Here is a 17610-nt window from a genome sequence, read left to right as displayed (position 1 = left end):
AATAAGCCAAGTGATTCACATGCAATTCTGTGTTGCTGTTTTGGAACATTGTATAAAGCTTAAGCATAAAAATGATGAAGTTAGAGATAGTTGCTTTACCTTATGCTTTTTTTTGTTATGATGTGCGCGATCCAAAAAAGATGCGCTCATAGCTCAACTGGATAGAGTACAGGTCTCCGAAGCCTGTGGCGTGGGTTCGAGTCCCGCTGAGCGCACCACTACTGATTATAAAATCAATAATTTATAATGCCTTTGGCGTAATTTATATTTTTTAGGGGTATTTGTGGGACTGCGTAGCTTGTTAAAATATCCCTATCTAAAATTCCAATCATTTAATAAAAGATATAAGGCGGTTAAAAATTACAGCTCTTCAGATCCAATTGATCAGAAAGATGGTAGTGAAGAAATTAAGAGGCCTAGAAACCCTCTAAAAAATTATTTTGATGATAAAAAATTAAAAAATGAAATTGATGAGCTAAAGTCAGTTTATAAGTTAAGCATAGAAACAAGAAATTTCGAAATCTCAAATTTAATTCACCGCAATAACTTCTTTATGTTATTTCAGGGTGTCCTACTGGCAGCTGTTTTTAGCAATCAAGCAAGTAAGCCATTTGTAGAATCAACCATTTGTTTTATGGGGATCTTTATTTCATGGCATCAAATAAAAGTTGCAGCCGGCGCAAAATATTGGCAAGAATGGTGGGAAGTAAGAACGAGTGACATTGAACTTACTTTAAAAAGAAAAATGGAAAAACTCACAGGATCTAATGAATCTTTTATTAGCTTATTTGATTTCAGTGAAACAAAATCAAAGTCTGACACCGAAAAAAAAGTGATTACTAAAACTTATAAAAAGCCTCTTTATACTAGTAAAGCCCCTGAGTTATTTGAAAGCATTTCTAAAACTCTTATTAGTGGGAGGTATTCTGTTAGTCGTGTGCCAATATCTTCAGGAATAATTCTACTAATTACATGGTTAGTCTTATTCCTTGGAACGCTGGGGCTTGCAAAGTCTGTAATAAATACTAGTTCAAAATATGAGTTATGCATTCGTGAATGTGATGGTAAGAGCGATATACCTGCAATGCTTAAAGATGGTTGGAATGACTTAAAGTTAATAAATGGTCACTTCTTTGCAGACAATGAAGATCCACCAACTCAACTAATATTTAATCAATATAATCAAGAAAAACCCCGCTAAATTTTACGGGGTCTACCTACTGCTTTTTTTAAATCTTCCGGCCTACCTTCTAGCCAGTTAGATAGTTTTATCAAGTTCCATCTTCGACCTTTTGCAGTCTCGGTAATGTACTTTGGTTTTGGGAATCCATTTAAGCAAATGATAGACGCTTTGAAGTATTCTTTTTCATAACTTAAAAATTCTGCCGCCTGATCATATGTCGACTAAATGTCTGAAGGTGGCAGGGCAACAATAAAGTTACCAATATTCACCATTGCCGTCATGAATTCACCTCCAATCTTTTACCTGTAATAAAGAGAAAATTAGATAAAATGAAAAAAGACGAGAAAACCCAAAATTAACGAAAGTGCCTGCTGAGCGCACCATTTATTTAAGCTATAAAACTGAAAAATAAATCAAATTAGTAACGCACACAGTTGCGGCCATCATCTTTCGCCCGATAAAGATTGTTATCGGCAATTTTCAAAACGTCTAGAATATTTTTAGAACTGTCTGGCCAAGAAGCAATCCCAATCGAAATGCTAATGTGACCTATATTCTGAATCTCTTTACCTGCAATCTCTTTTCTGAACCTTTCCGCACTTTCATACACTTCAGTGAGATTGCTGTTCGGTATAATAATGATAAATTCTTCACCACCGTAGCGGCAGCAAATATCATCTTTACGAAATTTTTGCTGCATCGTCTTGGCAATATGCTTTAAGACAACATCACCTTGATCATGACCATAATTGTCATTAATGTTTTTAAAATGATCCACATCCATCAGAAGCACTGAAAAAGGGATGTTCATTTTCATGTTATGAGTCATGACATAATTCAACCCACGACGATTCATCAAGCCGGTTAAAGGATCTGTATTAATATGATGATCCATTTTGCTCATTTGTTGTGAAAACTTTCGAACACTGAGCAGTAGAGCTAACTTGAATTTTGTGACCTCATAGTACCAGGGCTGGATATCCTTAATTTTTGAACCGATTTCTGCCTGATTTAGCAAACTCGCCATATCTGCCAGTTGATTCAACGGGGCCGAGATAGAATCAGACAGCCGCCATACAATATAAAAAACAAGCAGATAAAATAAAAAGAATCCTGCGGCTAATTTATAAAGGATAGAATTTGCCTGTTTAAGTAAGTCATGGGTGGGTTGTTGGGAAACCACGATCCAGTTTGAAGTCGGAATATGAGAAAAACCCGCCAGATTATCAGTGCCCTGGCTATTGATTAAACGAATTTGACCATTTTTATGCGCATGCATATATTCCAGACCAGTATTATTGCTGGCCCATTGACCAATTCGTTCACGATCCGGATGGAAAATAATTTTATTTTCATTGTTAATCACATACATATAACTATTCTTATAATTTTTATAAGTGGTTAGAAGCTGATTAATTACATTTTTTTCTTTTAAATAAATCGCTGAACCGATGAAGCCCTGATAGTGATTTGACTTGTCAAAAATAGGTTGAGATATAAACACGATCATGTTTTTTTGCACAGAAAAATAGGGTGAAGATATATAAGTCGATTTTTTATGGAGAGAGTCAATAATCCCTTGAGTATGTTGTATTTTACTTCTATCAATATTCAGAATATTCGGTGAAAAATTGATTAGTCTGCCTTGAGTATCACTGATCACGACACTGTTATAGTGTTCAGACTGATATTTTAATTTATTGACCTCGGCTTCTCTCAGCTCATTGTTATTAAAGTCTTGACCTAATATCTTGGCGCTATAGTCCAGTTCAAGAAGCATATTTCTAAAATGGTTGTCTGTGCTTAATGCAATTTTATGGGCATGGTCAGCGTTTAAGGCAAGGGAATTGTCGATTAACTGATTTTTTACGATCTGATAGCTAATAATGAGAGAAATAATAAAAAGGCTAGACACACTAAAAATAGCCAATAAAAGTATTAACTGCCTTAAATTGAGATCAAGGTGTTTCCTAAAATTATTAGCTGACATAAAAAATTAGATATATCTCGATGTATTTATGAGCATTGTATTGCATTTATATTCAATGTTTAAGGTTGATATAAAATTAAATTTCCATTAAATGGGAGTTTTTATTTCGATCAAATTTAGAATTTATAGATTGCTTGGCTGTAAATAGGGTGGATTTGAAAAGCTGAGTAAGGTTCTGAATATTTAACTATGCTGCAAATAAAAATAGGGTATTTAACGTCCAGAAAATCAAATGAATAATTTTGATTTTCCCATGTAAATGATGAAGTACTCAGACAAAAATACGGTTAATTGACCTTAATGGGGAGATTGAATTTTCGCCATTTTTTGAAAAATAATCATTTTAAAATTAGTCATATAGATTCTATGACAGCAGTTTCTTTGAATATTGCGTCCTTTTCCGGAAGTATTTTTTCATAAAAAATCATATTCGAGTTTAAATTTTGAAGCGCTTATTAGAGGTTAGGAAAGAAAGTATTGAGCGGGCTATTCAATCGGAAATCGTAAGTTTAATAAGATATTTTTCTAGAAATCAATGAATTAAATAAAGATGATATGAATGTAGAATTCTTCGTAATACAAGCCAGAAATATTTTAATCTGCTTTAAAAAAATGACAATTGAAATCTTGTATAAGTCTTCTTTTAGAAGTGTAAAAGAGTATTGTCGGTTAAAAAAATACTGCTATATTGAACTCATGGTAGGTCGTAAAACCAATAAGACGCTACCGATAAGTTGGACGGATCAATGACAGTTAGTTGAGTTTGATGTTTATCACCAGACAATAAATCTAGCACTAGCCATCCAACACAGAGCTCGCAGAAATGCGAGCTTTTTTAATGTCTGCGCAATTCATTCAGTTTAATATTCTTTTTCTTATAATCCATCCAGATAAAAAAGTTTACATTGCCAAATTCGCTAACATCTTGAAGATTAATCGCTTGGCTAATTATGGTATAAAAAACTGCAAATTGGATGATGAGAGAGGAAGGAAAAATGTCAAAGATGATTGATATCAAGGTGAAAGATCAATTTAGCCAAGTGACTGAAGCGAAAGCGATGCTGCGTTCCTTTGCAGAGCACAGCACTCATCATGCAGCTGAGTTGGTCAAAAAAATTGAACATATTGTGGTGGATGGTGAAACGATTCTGCCGAGTATTGAGCTATTATTTGAAAGCCAAAAATCTTCAAATATTTATCGCGTTGTCGAATAATTTAATCAGTGAACTTCAGATAGGTAGAAAAAAATTGAACTTATTTATCCGAAATCACCGATTCAGCAGTTAAAAAACTCACCATTTAGGTGAGTTTTTTATACTCTGGTATTTGCCAGCTTGGATACTAATGTATGCAGCTATAATCAGAAGCTGATTCAATCTCTAAGAGAAGACAACGTGATAATGGGCTTTAATTGGCCGAAGAAATATCCCATAACAATAAAAAAGCTCGCTGGAGTGAGCAAATATTTAAATCTGTTTAAGCTGCACATTCACATCATATTTTTCAAAATCTTTTAGAATCTGCGCTAAAGTTTGCTGTGCGGTTGTATGCTCAGGGCTTAAAGAAATTTCCTGACGAGTCGTGCTATCAAAACATTCAATGGCCTGAATCAGCCAATGATGCTCAATGGGACTTTTTTGAATCAATATACGGCGCGGTTGCAAGCTGTCACTGATCTGGCGGGGAAGCACATAGGTAATCGCCAGTTGTACAAATTGCAGTTCTTCAACCGGACTTAAAAAGGTGATCACCCAGTTGCCAACTTTACTCAGTTGCATGGGATTATCGAACGCATCGAATTCTAAATAATGTGACATATACATGATCCTACCGGATGTCTATGCTCACTATATGGCGGGATTGTAATTATTTTTTCTATCACGCTTAAGTCGGATATTCCGAGCTTTAAATTTCGCTTGAATATAAATATTTCAAATAATCAATCGGTTATCTTAAACAATCAAAGCTAGCTTATTGTTAAACTTGCTCATTTAAGAGTTTTAAAGACTAAGATCTTATTAGTCTTCAGCTTTATTTTGCTGTAATTGATCTAAAGCAAAATTGATCTGCTTCAGAATGTGATTCAATTCTTGGGGAGCAATACGGCTTTCCTGAAGGGACGTAATCCATTGCATTTGGCACAGTTTTAAACTGCGCGTATCCGGCGCCTGTAAAATCTGATGAATTTGCTGCTTGGCCATCAAGCCACAATATTTTTGTAAGCTTTCCATCATCATATATTTAAGGTCTTCAAAAGACATAGGTTGCAGTTCAGGCAGCTTTTTTGCATGGCTTGAATCCGTTTCAGCAGATGGAATGTCCTGCGCTACTTTAATGGATTCCATCTCAGGATGGAGTTCTTTTGTCGCAGAAGCTGCTGCTATCGATGAGTCCAACGATCGGTGAATCTCGGAGTGTGCCAGGTCAACTTTTGTATCTGTTCTTGCATCAGCCTGCTTTTGACTGATGGCTACCTCGCCCGTTTCAGCTGGAATAATTAAATCCATGGCATAAAGCTGATCTAAGAGTTCGGCAGGAGCAAGCTGTTGTTTTAAGCCATCATTTAATAAGTTGAAATCCTGGCTGCCGATCAGAACCAATAAGCGGCGTTGGCGTGCGGTCAGTGGGATGGAGCGATCCTGTAGCACCTCGATCCCACGTTGAGTTTTATAAAAATGCATCATAGCTGAATAGATGGTTGCTTAAATTCAGCTAGAGCATAATCTGTGAAAATTACATTAATATGAAGTATTTATTAAAATACAGAGGTTTATTTTAATAAAACCTATAATGTCGTGATCGCCGTATTTTCAAGTGCCTTGCGTAAATAAGGATCGAGTTCATCCTGACGCAGTAACCATTGCACATAGTCAGCAGGTAGTTCTGCAATAGCGGTGCCGCGATGTTTACCAAAATTAATCGTACGTGGAATTCGCGCATCTTCAGAAGCATCGAATAATTCCTGCATACTGTTGATTTTTAAATGATGCACAATATGCATCAAAATATTGGCAGTTAAAATAATATCCATATCGGCACGATGCGCTTTACGAATCATTTCACGCGCTCTTTCGCTGCCTTTGGTGATCATATAAATCAGTGCAGAAATATTGTGTGCTTCTGCATCTGGCCAGACCCGACGTGCTAAAGCCAGTGTACAAATCGCCTTGATTTTTGAAGTATCTACACCACATTTTTCGATGGCACGGACGTCATAATCAATATTATGGCCGATCATGTAGACGGTTTCATCAGGCAGGCGAAAGGTACTGTAATGCGGCTGACCTTCCAGATCCGATTCCAGAATATGATGCACGGCCATGGCAGCAAAAGAAATGGCTTCGTCACATGAATAAAGCTGATCAAACAGGCGGCTTTTATCCAGACTGATTTTATGCTCTACAATTTCTACAGGCGCATAAGCAATTTCGATGGGTTGACCATTTAAAGTATGCGTTTCGGTATCAAGAATAATGGCCTGCATGTCGGAAATGTGCCTGAAAAGAGAGGAGAGTAAAATCTAACATTATTATTTTGCAACTGACAATTGAATTGCTTTATTTCTGTATTAATTGCAGGCTTTTTAACGTATGACGACTATTTGTATAGTTCTGAAAAGGGGAAATTTTCTAGTTTTAAGTTTGATGATTTCATAATAAATATAAACTGACGCGAATTTAATAGAAAAAATAACGCATTCTTTTCTTGATATTGTTTAGATAAATTGGGAAATTACATGTGGTTTTATCGTTTGTTAAAGATAAAACCAGAAAAACTCATTAGAGATGATAATAAATAAGATAAGGATAAGATCGATGAAACGTCAAGTATTGACTGGTACGCTGCTCGCTTTAAGCGTGGCTTTAACTGCTTGTAATGATAGCGATAATGATCGTTTTTATGAGTCCAAACCCGCTCTTCCTGTAAATGATATAGACAATCCGGTGGTGGCAACCCCGATGGCCTATACTGAAACGGATTTCGCCGGGATCGCTGACGAAAGTGTGATCATGACTTATAAGATGTTAGGGATTAATGGTAAAGAAACACAAGCGACTGCATTGGTGTTCACCCCTGAGGGAACACCACCAGCAAAGGGATGGCCGATCGTCGCATGGGCTCATGGCACGACTGGCGTTGCTGACCAATGTGCACCAAGTCGAAATGCACTGAATCCTTTTATCAGGAATATGATTGCTGGATTTCTTCAAGCGGGATATGTGGTCGTTGCACCCGATTATGAAGGTTTAGGTGAGCCTGGTGGAAAAGAGCTCCATCCTTTCCTGAATCTCAAGAGTGAAGCCTATTCGATTACCGATGCCGTTGTCGCTGCAAAAGATTATTTAGGGACAGATGCATCTAGTCAATGGATGGCTGTTGGGCATTCTCAAGGGGGACAGGCAGCTTTAGGTGCTGCACAATATGCAGCACGAGCTGCTCAAATGACTTATAAGGGGACAGTGGCTCTAGCACCTGCTTCTAATTTTAGCCTGATTTTGTCAGGTGGTGAGGCGCAAGCTGGACAAGAAACCGATCTGGGTAAAAAGATTGAAACTTTGGCGTCTTTAGATACGTTCACGGCATTGATTACTGCCGGTTTACGTAATCCAAACCCAAATCTGCAATATAGCCAGATTTTTAAAACACCGACTGACCAGATCGCCAAGAATGCGGAAACTGATTGCTATGATGTACTGGGTAATAAATTTGGTGCTGCAATGGGACAGTATGCTCAAAATAAAGGAACTTTAGAAGGATATCCGCGTACTCAAACTAACTTTATGAATATTCCAGTCGTAAAGAGCTTCTTGGAAAAAGATTCTCAGCCTTTACTTGTTAAAGTTTCTACGCCAGTGATTATTTATCAGGGTTCAGCAGATAGTACCGTTCCCAAAGCAGCAACAGATGTTTTAGTTGCACTCGCCAATCAGAAACAAACTTCAGTACATTATATTACGGATGAGTCAAATGCGACTAAATGGGATCATGGTAGCGTCTATGCACTGAATATTCCTAATATTATTTCAGATGTAAAATCTCTAATGCCAATTCAATAACTTATTTTTATCTGAATGGCTCATGTTTTTTTAGACATGAGCCATTTTTATTGCAAACTGAATAAAGTTCATGATCGAAAATTTAAAACTTCATGCTACAATACGCGCCAATCTTAGCACGGCTTAAAAGCCCTAAATCAATAGGACCTCGCTAATGTTTGCCAATATCTCTATCGCTGAATTTGATCCAGAATTAGCTCAAGCAATCTCGAATGAAGATGCTCGCCAAGAAGCTCATATTGAGCTAATCGCTTCTGAAAACTACTGCTCACCAGCAGTTATGGAAGCTCAAGGTTCAAAACTTACTAACAAATATGCGGAAGGCTACCCAGGTAAACGCTACTATGGCGGTTGCGAGTATGTAGACGTTATCGAACAATTGGCGATTGACCGTGCTAAAGAACTCTTTGGTGCTGATTATGCTAACGTTCAGCCACATGCTGGTTCACAAGCAAACTCAGCAGTTTACTTAGCGCTTCTTAACCCGGGCGATACAGTTCTGGGTATGAGCCTTGCTCACGGTGGTCACTTGACTCACGGTGCAAAAGTAAGCTTCTCTGGTAAAACATATAACGCGATTCAGTACGGTTTAAACCCTGAAACTGGCGAGATCGATTACGAAGAAGTTGAGCGTTTGGCGCTTGAGCACAAGCCACGCATGATCGTTGCTGGTTTCTCTGCATACAGCCAAATCGTTGACTGGCAGCGTTTCCGTGACATCGCGGACAAAGTTGGCGCTTACCTATTTGTTGATATGGCTCACGTTGCAGGTCTGGTTGCCGCTGGCGTTTACCCAAGCCCGGTGCAAATCGCTGACGTTACTACGACTACGACTCACAAAACACTTCGTGGTCCACGTTCAGGTCTGATCCTTGCGAAAGCAAACGAAGAAATCGAGAAGAAACTTCAATCGGCTGTATTCCCAGGCAACCAGGGTGGTCCTTTGGTTCACGCGATTGCTGCGAAAGCAATCTGCTTCAAAGAAGCAATGGCACCTGAATACAAAGCTTATCAGCAACAAGTAGTTGTGAATGCGAAAGCAATGGCTGAAGTATTAATCGCTCGTGGTTATGACGTAGTTTCTGGTGGTACTGAAAACCACTTGTTCTTGTTGTCTTTAATCAAACAAGACATCACAGGTAAAGAAGCTGACGCTTGGTTAGGTGCTGCTCACATTACTGTGAACAAAAACTCTGTACCAAACGATCCACGCTCTCCGTTCGTCACTTCAGGTATCCGTATCGGTACACCTGCAGTAACAACTCGCGGTTTTGGCGAAGCTGAAGTGCGTGAACTTGCAGGCTGGATCGCTGACATCCTAGATGCTAAAGGCGATGAAGCTGTTATCAACGCGGTGAAAGAGAAAGTTGCAGCGGTATGTGCTAAATTCCCAGTTTATGCATAATCGCTTATAAACGGAAAGGAGCTCCCAACCGGGAGCTTTTTTTATAGCTGTAAAAATAACGATGTAAAAGATGTTTAGACTTGATCGGGCTTATATAGATCAATTTCCATGCCGTAAGAGATTGAGTCATCAATAAAATCATATTGAGTTTTTCTCAATCTGGCTTAAAGTCTTTTATCAACTATTTGTATTTTTAAATGCTTTAAAAGAATGAATGCATTCGTTGCATGCTTTGCTTGAAATTATTTACAGGAATTATTTTCAGAACCTGACACTTTAAAAATAATAGGTTATTGAGCTGAAGATCATGGTAGATGAAGCGCTTGAGTGAATCCCATGTTACTGTAAGGTGGTGCTGATATAAGCGCTGTGAATGACATCATTCTTTTTATTTAGACGTTATATGGATCGGTATCATTTGAAGATGGGTAAATCCTGTATTTAAAAATGCTGCTGGCGGTTGATTGATTAATTTTTCATTTATGCATTAAACAAGGTAATAAGGATGACTAAACCCAACATTATTTTATCTGAGCAGGATTTACAGCGTCTGGAAACGATGCTGGAGAACCAGAGCAAGCTGAGTGAAACCATGATTCGCTTAGAGGATGAACTGGCACGTGCCGAAGTAGTTGAGCCAAAAGAAATCGCAAGCAATATCGTGACCATGCATTCCCGTGTACTGTTGACGATTGCACCTTCACCAGAGCCGGTTGAGGTGACACTGGTTTACCCGCATGAGTTTAAGGGTGAAAAGGGGCAGGTCAATGTGATCGCACCGATAGGCGCCGCCATTTTGGGCTTAGCGGAAGGTCAAACCATTGAATGGCCACAACCAGATGGTAATACCATGAAAGTGACCATCGAAAAAGTGCTGTTTCAGCCGGAGAGCGAAGGGGATTATCTCTAAGCCAGCGTTGGATCATCCTTGAAAGCCATAGCAATATGGCTTTTTTTGTATATGGATTTTAAGTAAAACCTGATGTTGTAAGCGTTTAGATCAGATTAAATAAATTTTAAAGTTCTAAATGCTTAAAGTTAAATAATTCTCAAAATGCTACGTAGTCATTTATCTCTGCAATTGAATCGTATTGCCAAAATCATAATTAAAATAAAGTTAAAACATGGATTTAGTTAAAGTGATGTAACGAATTTCTGGATAAATATACACAACGCGGTCTGTTTTTTTGCTACATTCGAAGATGTTCAAAATTTCTTTGTTTCACTTTTTTAAAGGATATCGCCTCAACCATGTCGCGCTTTGAAGCTCTACCTGCCTTGACTGACATGATGCTTGATCGTGAGGAAATTCTGGCGATTAAGCGTAATGAGCTTGTGCCTGTACTGGATAATCAATATGGGCTGAATCATTATGCAGATGCTCTGATTCAGGCACAGTCCGTTCTACTGAATGGTGTAGATCCGCACTTGACCCAACAGTTAAGCCAGACCATTGAGCAATTGATTCATGCCTTGGCAGAATCTAAAAAATATCTGAAAAAACGTAAATTTAATGCTCTACAGAAATGGCTGGGCATCGATCTGGATTATGGCTCAAGTCAGGTGGAATATTATCAACGACTGGACCGTTTGCTGGATCAGGCCGACCACCTAAGCCGTAAATTACAGATTGAAATTCAGAAATCGCAGTCGCGTTTTCAGCAGCTTTTGGGTTTGCGCGAACAGATGGCTAAGCACATTGTCGCAGCAGATGAGTTTCTGTCGGAATATCCGCTATTCGTCAAAAACCAGCATCCACTGGATAATTTTTCAGAACGCCTCTCTAAAAAAATCAATACCCTACGTACTTTGCAAAGCAGTAATGACATTGCCATTACCCAGATGCAGCTTTCGCAGCAGCTTTCCTTTAGTTTGCTGGATCGCTTTAAGGAAGCACAGCAGGTCTTGATTCCGGCTTGGCAATATCATGTCAAACAAAGCCAGACGAAACACTCGACAAGTGATCTGGAAAAACTTGATAATAGCCGTGAGAGTCTGATTAAAACGTTAAAAAAATCCCTCGAGAAACCCTCGAAAACATAACAATATAAGGTGAACTATGACCAAGTCTGATTTAGTAAATTTACCTGTTGAAAGCTCGAATGAACTGGTCGAACAAAAATTCCAGCAAATGGACCTGAAAGAACTGGGCTTGCAGCCTGCTGACTTTCAGGAGGTGCTGGCTGCACGTAAAGAGTTGCAGAACATGAGTCATAACAGCGTGGCTGAATATGGTAAAAATATTGCGACCAAAACTTCGACCTATACCGATGAATTACTGAATCTGGTGCAAAATAGAGATCTGGATGCGACAGGACAAAAGCTGAATCAGGTGGTACAGGTGGCTCAGCAGCTGAATACCAGCAGTATTCTCAATAAAAAGAAAAGCTCGGGTTTTTTTGGCAATATCATCAGCAAATTCAAAGGTGCGAAAGATAACTTTGATGCACATTTCAATACCACTAAAGAGCAGCTAGATGTGCTGGTGAAAGAGATTGAAACCTCGCAATCCGGTTTGAAAGCACGTGTTGATACCCTGGATAAAATGTTTGACGGGGTACAGGATGAATATAAACAGCTCGGGGTGCATATCGCTGCAGGCCGTTTACGCGAACAGGAGCTGCAGCAGGAAATTTCCGCTTTAACTGCCTTGCCGCAAGATCAGAGCACCACCCAGAAAATTTATGACCTGAACCATCTGGCCAATAATCTGGAAAAACGGGTCAGTGATTTACAGGTCCTGCAGCAATCTGCGATGCAGACCTTGCCAATGATCCGGATTATCCAATCGAATAACCTGATGCTAGTCGACAAGTTCTATGCGATCAAAAACATTACTTTACCGGCGTGGAAAAACCAGATCAGTCTGGCGATTTCGTTAAGCGAACAGAAGAACAGTGTACAGCTGGCCAATACCATTGATGATGCCACTAATGAGCTGCTGCGCCGTAATGCAGACCTGTTACATCAGAACTCGGTCGATACGGCTAAAGCCAACCAGCGCTCGGTGATTGACATCGAAACGCTTGAACATGTGCAAAATACCCTCATTAAAACTGTAAATGATGTGATTCAGATCCAGAAAGAAGGTGTACAAAAACGTACAGAAGCGACCGTGCGTTTAAAAGCTTTACAGGATAATCTGAATCATTTGGTAATTGAATCAAGTACCAGTGGATCCAAGCCCAACTAAATCAGGTAGGGCTAAAATCTATAAGAAGGAGTAGAGATTGCCGCCCTTAGATGAATACGCCGTTAAGCCTCAGGACATCAAGCAGGGGGTAGTTGCACTCAAGAAACGTCAACGCAATTTGATGCTATTGGGTTTGACCACCTCCACCGTATTTATAGCCTCAATGATGAGCCTGTTTTTCCAGCAGGAACTGGTCTATGGTTTTTTTGGCCTGAGTACTCAAGTACAGCAGTTGCATTTACCGGTCAGTGTAGATGCCACACTGGCCAGCATTGGTGATAGTCCAGATTATTTTTTTAGTTTGCTGAGCTGGTTTGGCTGGCTGATTATTAAAATTTTCGCCTCTTTTATCGGCGCATTTTTTGTGATTGGCTTACTGAAAAAGTTGCGTTTCTTTTATGTGCGCTTTCAGTCTTTTGTGCTGAAATTTGTTGGCTGGCTGATTGCTTTTATCGTGATCTGGTCAGGATTGACTTACTGGCAGCATGATCTACGTAATGATCGTGATGATGCTTATCAGCAAGTGGTGTATTACGACAGCAATATCAATGACAGTGAAATTGCCCGTTATCTGGCCGATTCAGAGATTGCAGCACCGGTGAAATCTTATTTATTGGCGCAAACGGCATTGCTGCATAAGCCGCAGGATTTATCTGCCGCAAAACCTTATGTTTTAAACTTGGTTGAAGCAGAAAAACAGGATCCTAAATTTGAACAATATGGTTTCAAGCCTGAACAAATCTGGACCATGCAGCAACAGGTCTATGGTCAAGCCATGACACCAGTCGCCAAGAGTGTAAATACACAGGTGCAACAGGCGGATCAGTTAAGTCAGATCACGAATCTGGTCATTATTGGTGTTGCTATTTTATCGGCACTATTTAGCCTAATCTTATTTTTCTTGGCCAACTCAATCAAGGGTCGTTCCCTGCGTATTGAACAGCGGATTCATTAATTTCCCAAAATGCTCCTGAATAGGGAGCATTTTTTTTAATGGAATTTCAGTGCTATTTTTAAGTCAAACTATTCAACTTGCTCAACACAGCCCAAAAATAAAAACAAGGCAGCATAAAATCTATGATTCGATTTATAATCTAAAATATCGATCAATAGAATAAAAACAAACTGTTTTACCTATTTATTCAATTCATTTAATATCCTGTTATCAAATAAACATTTACTCCTTTGGAGACGTTAGCAATGTTAGACCAAAATACTTCAGCTCAACTTAAAACCCTATTAGAACGTTTGGAAGGCCCGATTGAACTGGTCGCGACTTTAGATGATTCTGATAAATCAGCCAAAATTCAGGAACTGGTTTCCGAAGTGGCTGCACTGTCTGACCTGGTCACTGCCCGTTTTGATGGCACTAATGCACGTGCGCCAAGTTTTGGTATTGCCAAGGCCGGTGAACAGCCACGCGTGTTCTTTGCAGGCTTGCCAATGGGCCATGAGTTCACTTCGCTGATCCTGGCATTGCTGCAAACTTCCGGTTATGCACCGAAAGTTTCAGATGAAGTACTGGCGAATATCAAGAGTCTGGGGGTTCAATCTAACTTTGACGTGTTCGTATCGTTAAGCTGCCATAACTGTCCGGATGTGGTTCAGGCACTGAACCTGATTGCGATCTACAATCCGGGTACTACAGCCACCATGATTGATGGTGCCTTCTTCCAGGATGAAGTCGAAGAACGCAAGATCATGGCGGTTCCGATGGTATTCCAGGACAACCAGCACATCGGTCAGGGTCGTATGACGCTGGAAGAAATCATTGCCAAGCTGGATAGCAATGCCGCTGCCAAAGATGCTGAAAAGCTGAATGCCAAAGACGCCTTTGATGTCCTGGTGATTGGTGGTGGACCTGCAGGCAATACTTCAGCCATCTATGCGGCACGTAAAGGCATCAAAACCGGGATCGTGGCTGAACGTATGGGTGGTCAGGTCATGGACACCATGGATATTGAAAACTACACCTCTATCCAGAAGACCCAAGGTCCGAAGTTTGCAGCCGAGATGGAAGCCCATGTGCGTGAATATGGTGTCGACATCATGAACCTGCAACGTGTATCTGACATCAAAGGTGCTGATGAAACGGCCAATGGTCTGGTAGAAGTGACTTTAGAGAATGGTGCCAAACTGGAATCTAAAACTGTGATCCTATCTACAGGTGCACGCTGGAGAGAGATGAACGTTCCAGGTGAGCAGGAATACAAAACCCGTGGGGTAGCCTACTGCCCGCACTGTGATGGTCCACTATTCAAAGGCAAGCGTGTAGCCGTGATTGGTGGTGGTAACTCGGGTGTAGAAGCAGCGATTGACCTTGCAGGGATTGTTGAGCATGTCACGCTGGTCGAATTTGATACCAAATTGCGTGCGGATCAGGTGTTGCAAGACAAACTCAACAGCTTGCCAAACACTACCGTGATCAAGAATGCCTTGTCGACTGAAGTGCTGGGTGACGGTGCACAGGTGACTGGTCTGAAGTATAAAGACCGTGCTACGGATGAAGAGCATGTGGTTGAGCTGGCGGGGATCTTCGTGCAAATCGGTTTGTTGCCAAATACGGACTTCCTGAAAGAAACCCAAGTTGAGCTGACCAACCGTGGCGAGATTGTGATTAACGACCGCAACGAAACCAATGTGAAAGGTGTATTTGCAGCAGGTGACTGTACCACAGTGCCTTACAAGCAGATCATCATTGCGACCGGTGAAGGTGCCAAGGCGTCACTGTCTGCTTTTGATTACATCATCCGTTCAGGACAATAAAAAAATAGCACCTGGGTTCCCCAAAACCGAGGTGCTATATCTTATAAATACATTATTATCGCTTTATAGGAACTCAGGACGCTAACACCCGAGTTCCTTTTTTTATATTTATTATTGGAACAGCCAAAAGTGTCCCCACGCACTTTCAGCTGTTCCTTTCCTCTGCACAGTTTTTGTTTTCAACCCTTATTTTTATACTTTCCCCAAGGTTGTTTTTATATAAAGCAATGTTTATTCCATCGCTTCATTTTTAAGATTTAAATAAGTTCAAACCCTTAAATTTTTCCAGTAATTGTTCTTGTGTTTCCCGATACTCCGGATGTGGAACAATGCATTCAATCGGACAGACATCTACACAGGTCTGATGCTCATAAAAACCGACGCATTCTGTACAACGGTTCACATCAATTTCATAAACTTTCGCACCCTCATAAATCGCGTCATTTGGGCATTCCGGTAAACACATATCGCAATTGATGCATTTGTCGGTAATTAGTAGTGCCATATTTAACTCGCTTGATAAGCCAGTGAAGATGCCGAAATATCCATAGTCGAGCTTGGCAGATTACGAATCAGCAGGGCATATTGCATATCAACATCTGCCGGAACTGGAATCTCAACGATATGACCTGAACCTTTGGCGTCTTCGATCAGATTACCTTTTTTGTCTTTCATTTCGGTTAAATTGAAAGTGATATTGCCTTTAGTCGTCATCAGTTCGAGTGAGTCACCGACGATAAAACGGTTTTTCACATCGATCTTGATGTAATCTCCATTGCGCTCCAGTACTTCACCGCAGAAAATTTGATGATCAAAACTGGAAGAACCATGTTCATAATTCTGATATTCACTATGCACATGGCGGCGTAGAAAACCTTCGGTATAACCACGATTCGCTAAGCCTTCCAATTGTGTCATCAGTGACGGATCAAAAGGTTTACCCGCAAGCGCATCATCAATCGCTTTACGGTAAATTTGAGCAGTACGGGCGCAATAGAAATAAGACTTGGTACGGCCTTCGATTTTCAGTGAATGCACACCCACTTTAGTTAAGCGCTCTATATGCTGGACTGCACGTAGATCTTTAGAATTCATGAAATAAGTGCCGTGTTCATCTTCTTCTGCGGCAAACATATCTTCATCATTCCGCTGCAATAGCACAGGCTCATCAAACTGATGTTGTTCTTGCATGTGCTGTTCATCAGCATCTTTAGAGCAGCAGCCTGAATCCAGATTTTTTACTGGAATGACATCACCGGTTTCATCTTCCTTGGCATCCAGAACTTTATATTCCCAGCGGCAGGCATTGGTGCAGGCACCCTGATTGGCATCACGTTTATTCATATAACCGGACAACATGCAGCGGCCAGAGTAGGCCATACATAATGCGCCATGAACAAAGACCTCAATCTCCATATCGGGCACTTGCTGTTTGATTTCTGCAATTTCTTCAATCGACAGTTCACGTGACAGAATGACACGGGTCAGCCCCATGTTTTTCCAGAATTTCACGGTTGCCCAGTTCACGGCATTGGCCTGAACCGACAGGTGAATATCCATCTTTGGAAAATGTTCACGCACCAGCATGATCAGACCTGGATCGGACATGATCAGCGCATCCGGCTGCATCGCCACTACAGGCGCTAAATCACGAATAAAATTTTTCAGCTTGGAGTTATGCGGCTGGATATTGACCACCACATAGAACTTTTTGCCGAGTTCATGTGCTTCTTTAATGCCAATGGCGAGATTGTCATGGTCAAATTCATTATTCCGAACCCGCAAGCTATAACGCGGCTGACCGGCATAGACTGCATCTGCACCATAAGCAAAGGCATAGCGCATATTTTTCAGTGAGCCAGCAGGTGAGAGAAGTTCGGTAACAGTGGTAATGCTCATGATCAAATCGAAAGACATATAAAAAGTACGGTTTTATTCTAATCATCTGGAATTTGGATTCAACCTAGTAAATCACTCGGAAATACGCCATTTTGAGGTAAAACAAAGTTTTATTTT

15 protein-coding genes, 1 tRNA gene and 1 pseudogene are annotated in these 17610 nt (G+C 40.2%); 10 read left to right on the top strand and 7 right to left on the bottom strand.

All coding sequences use genetic code 11. The features are described 5' to 3' along the window. The first annotated feature begins 142 nt into the window (after positions 1-142). Positions 143-218, top strand: a tRNA-Arg gene (locus I6L24_RS14030). Positions 219-283: 65 nt separating this feature from the next. Then, positions 284-1201 (top strand): RipA family octameric membrane protein, encoded by a 918-nt coding sequence (locus I6L24_RS14025; protein ID WP_148335310.1) that lies wholly within the window; start codon positions 284-286, stop codon positions 1199-1201. Here I6L24_RS14025 and I6L24_RS16835 read toward each other — a convergent pair. Both I6L24_RS16835 and I6L24_RS14020 read right to left on the bottom strand, forming a co-directional pair. Beyond that, positions 1198-1464 (bottom strand): annotated as a pseudogene (locus tag I6L24_RS16835) (hypothetical protein). The gene I6L24_RS14025 and the pseudogene I6L24_RS16835 sit on opposite strands and share 4 nt — an antisense overlap. Before the next feature lie 137 nt (positions 1465-1601). After that, positions 1602-3173, bottom strand: coding sequence for a sensor domain-containing diguanylate cyclase (locus I6L24_RS14020; RefSeq protein ID WP_148335312.1), 1572 nt, complete (start codon positions 3171-3173; stop codon positions 1602-1604). Between the two features lie 995 nt (positions 3174-4168). Between I6L24_RS14020 and I6L24_RS14015 the strand changes: the two genes are divergently transcribed. Beyond that, positions 4169-4387, top strand: a complete 219-nt coding sequence (locus I6L24_RS14015) for a hypothetical protein (RefSeq protein ID WP_148334542.1) — start codon at positions 4169-4171, stop codon at positions 4385-4387. Between the two features lie 252 nt (positions 4388-4639). On the opposite strand, the gene I6L24_RS14010 is transcribed toward I6L24_RS14015, so the two are convergent. The 3 genes from I6L24_RS14010 to I6L24_RS14000 form a co-directional block, all read right to left on the bottom strand. After that, on the bottom strand, positions 4640-4990 hold the full coding sequence (locus I6L24_RS14010) for a hypothetical protein (RefSeq protein ID WP_148334540.1): 351 nt from the start codon (positions 4988-4990) through the stop codon (positions 4640-4642). A 201-nt stretch (positions 4991-5191) separates the two neighbouring features. Then, positions 5192-5857 carry a hypothetical protein gene (locus tag I6L24_RS14005; protein WP_044112094.1) on the bottom strand — a complete coding sequence of 222 codons (666 nt, stop codon included), beginning with the start codon at positions 5855-5857 and terminating at the stop codon, positions 5192-5194. A gap of 101 nt (positions 5858-5958) precedes the next feature. After that, positions 5959-6657, bottom strand: coding sequence for a DUF3820 family protein (locus I6L24_RS14000; RefSeq protein ID WP_004645595.1), 699 nt, complete (start codon positions 6655-6657; stop codon positions 5959-5961). A gap of 331 nt (positions 6658-6988) precedes the next feature. Here I6L24_RS14000 and I6L24_RS13995 point away from each other — a divergent pair, with 331 nt between their 5' ends. The 7 genes from I6L24_RS13995 to ahpF all read left to right on the top strand — a co-directional run bounded on the left by I6L24_RS13995 (position 6989) and on the right by ahpF (position 15594). Continuing rightward, a complete protein-coding gene (locus I6L24_RS13995; protein ID WP_216986222.1) occupies positions 6989-8230 on the top strand; it encodes an alpha/beta hydrolase family protein in 1242 nt (413 codons plus the stop codon). Positions 8231-8384: 154 nt separating this feature from the next. Continuing rightward, complete coding sequence (gene glyA, locus I6L24_RS13990) at positions 8385-9635, top strand: serine hydroxymethyltransferase (RefSeq protein WP_005103619.1); 1251 nt, start codon at positions 8385-8387, stop codon at positions 9633-9635. 505 nt (positions 9636-10140) lie between these two features. After that, the gene (gene rnk / locus I6L24_RS13985; RefSeq protein ID WP_216986221.1) at positions 10141-10545 is read left to right on the top strand and encodes a nucleoside diphosphate kinase regulator; all 405 of its coding nucleotides are present in this window, start codon (positions 10141-10143) and stop codon (positions 10543-10545) included. A 341-nt stretch (positions 10546-10886) separates the two neighbouring features. After that, positions 10887-11678: a hypothetical protein gene (locus I6L24_RS13980; protein WP_004645592.1), complete on the top strand. Its 792-nt coding sequence runs from the start codon at positions 10887-10889 to the stop codon at positions 11676-11678. A gap of 16 nt (positions 11679-11694) precedes the next feature. Further along, positions 11695-12828: a toxic anion resistance protein gene (locus I6L24_RS13975; protein WP_129716469.1), complete on the top strand. Its 1134-nt coding sequence runs from the start codon at positions 11695-11697 to the stop codon at positions 12826-12828. A gap of 37 nt (positions 12829-12865) precedes the next feature. Next, positions 12866-13783 carry a hypothetical protein gene (locus tag I6L24_RS13970; protein ID WP_216986220.1) on the top strand — a complete coding sequence of 306 codons (918 nt, stop codon included), beginning with the start codon at positions 12866-12868 and terminating at the stop codon, positions 13781-13783. A 245-nt stretch (positions 13784-14028) separates the two neighbouring features. Beyond that, entirely contained in the window at positions 14029-15594 is a 1566-nt protein-coding gene (gene ahpF / locus I6L24_RS13965; RefSeq protein WP_216986219.1) for an alkyl hydroperoxide reductase subunit F, read from the top strand. A 250-nt stretch (positions 15595-15844) separates the two neighbouring features. Here the strand turns inward: ahpF and I6L24_RS13960 are convergent, their stop codons facing one another. Both I6L24_RS13960 and trhP read right to left on the bottom strand, forming a co-directional pair. Continuing rightward, entirely contained in the window at positions 15845-16099 is a 255-nt protein-coding gene (locus I6L24_RS13960) for a YfhL family 4Fe-4S dicluster ferredoxin (protein ID WP_004645588.1), read from the bottom strand. 2 nt (positions 16100-16101) lie between these two features. After that, positions 16102-17511, bottom strand: coding sequence for a prephenate-dependent tRNA uridine(34) hydroxylase TrhP (trhP, locus tag I6L24_RS13955; RefSeq protein WP_216986218.1), 1410 nt, complete (start codon positions 17509-17511; stop codon positions 16102-16104). Between the last annotated feature and the right edge of the window lie 99 nt (positions 17512-17610).

The sequence above is a fragment of the Acinetobacter lwoffii genome, assembly GCF_019048525.1.
GTDB classification, from domain to species: domain Bacteria; phylum Pseudomonadota; class Gammaproteobacteria; order Pseudomonadales; family Moraxellaceae; genus Acinetobacter; species Acinetobacter lwoffii_K.
Note: the sequence above shows the minus strand (reverse complement) of the source record. Positions and strands in the feature narration are given on the sequence as shown.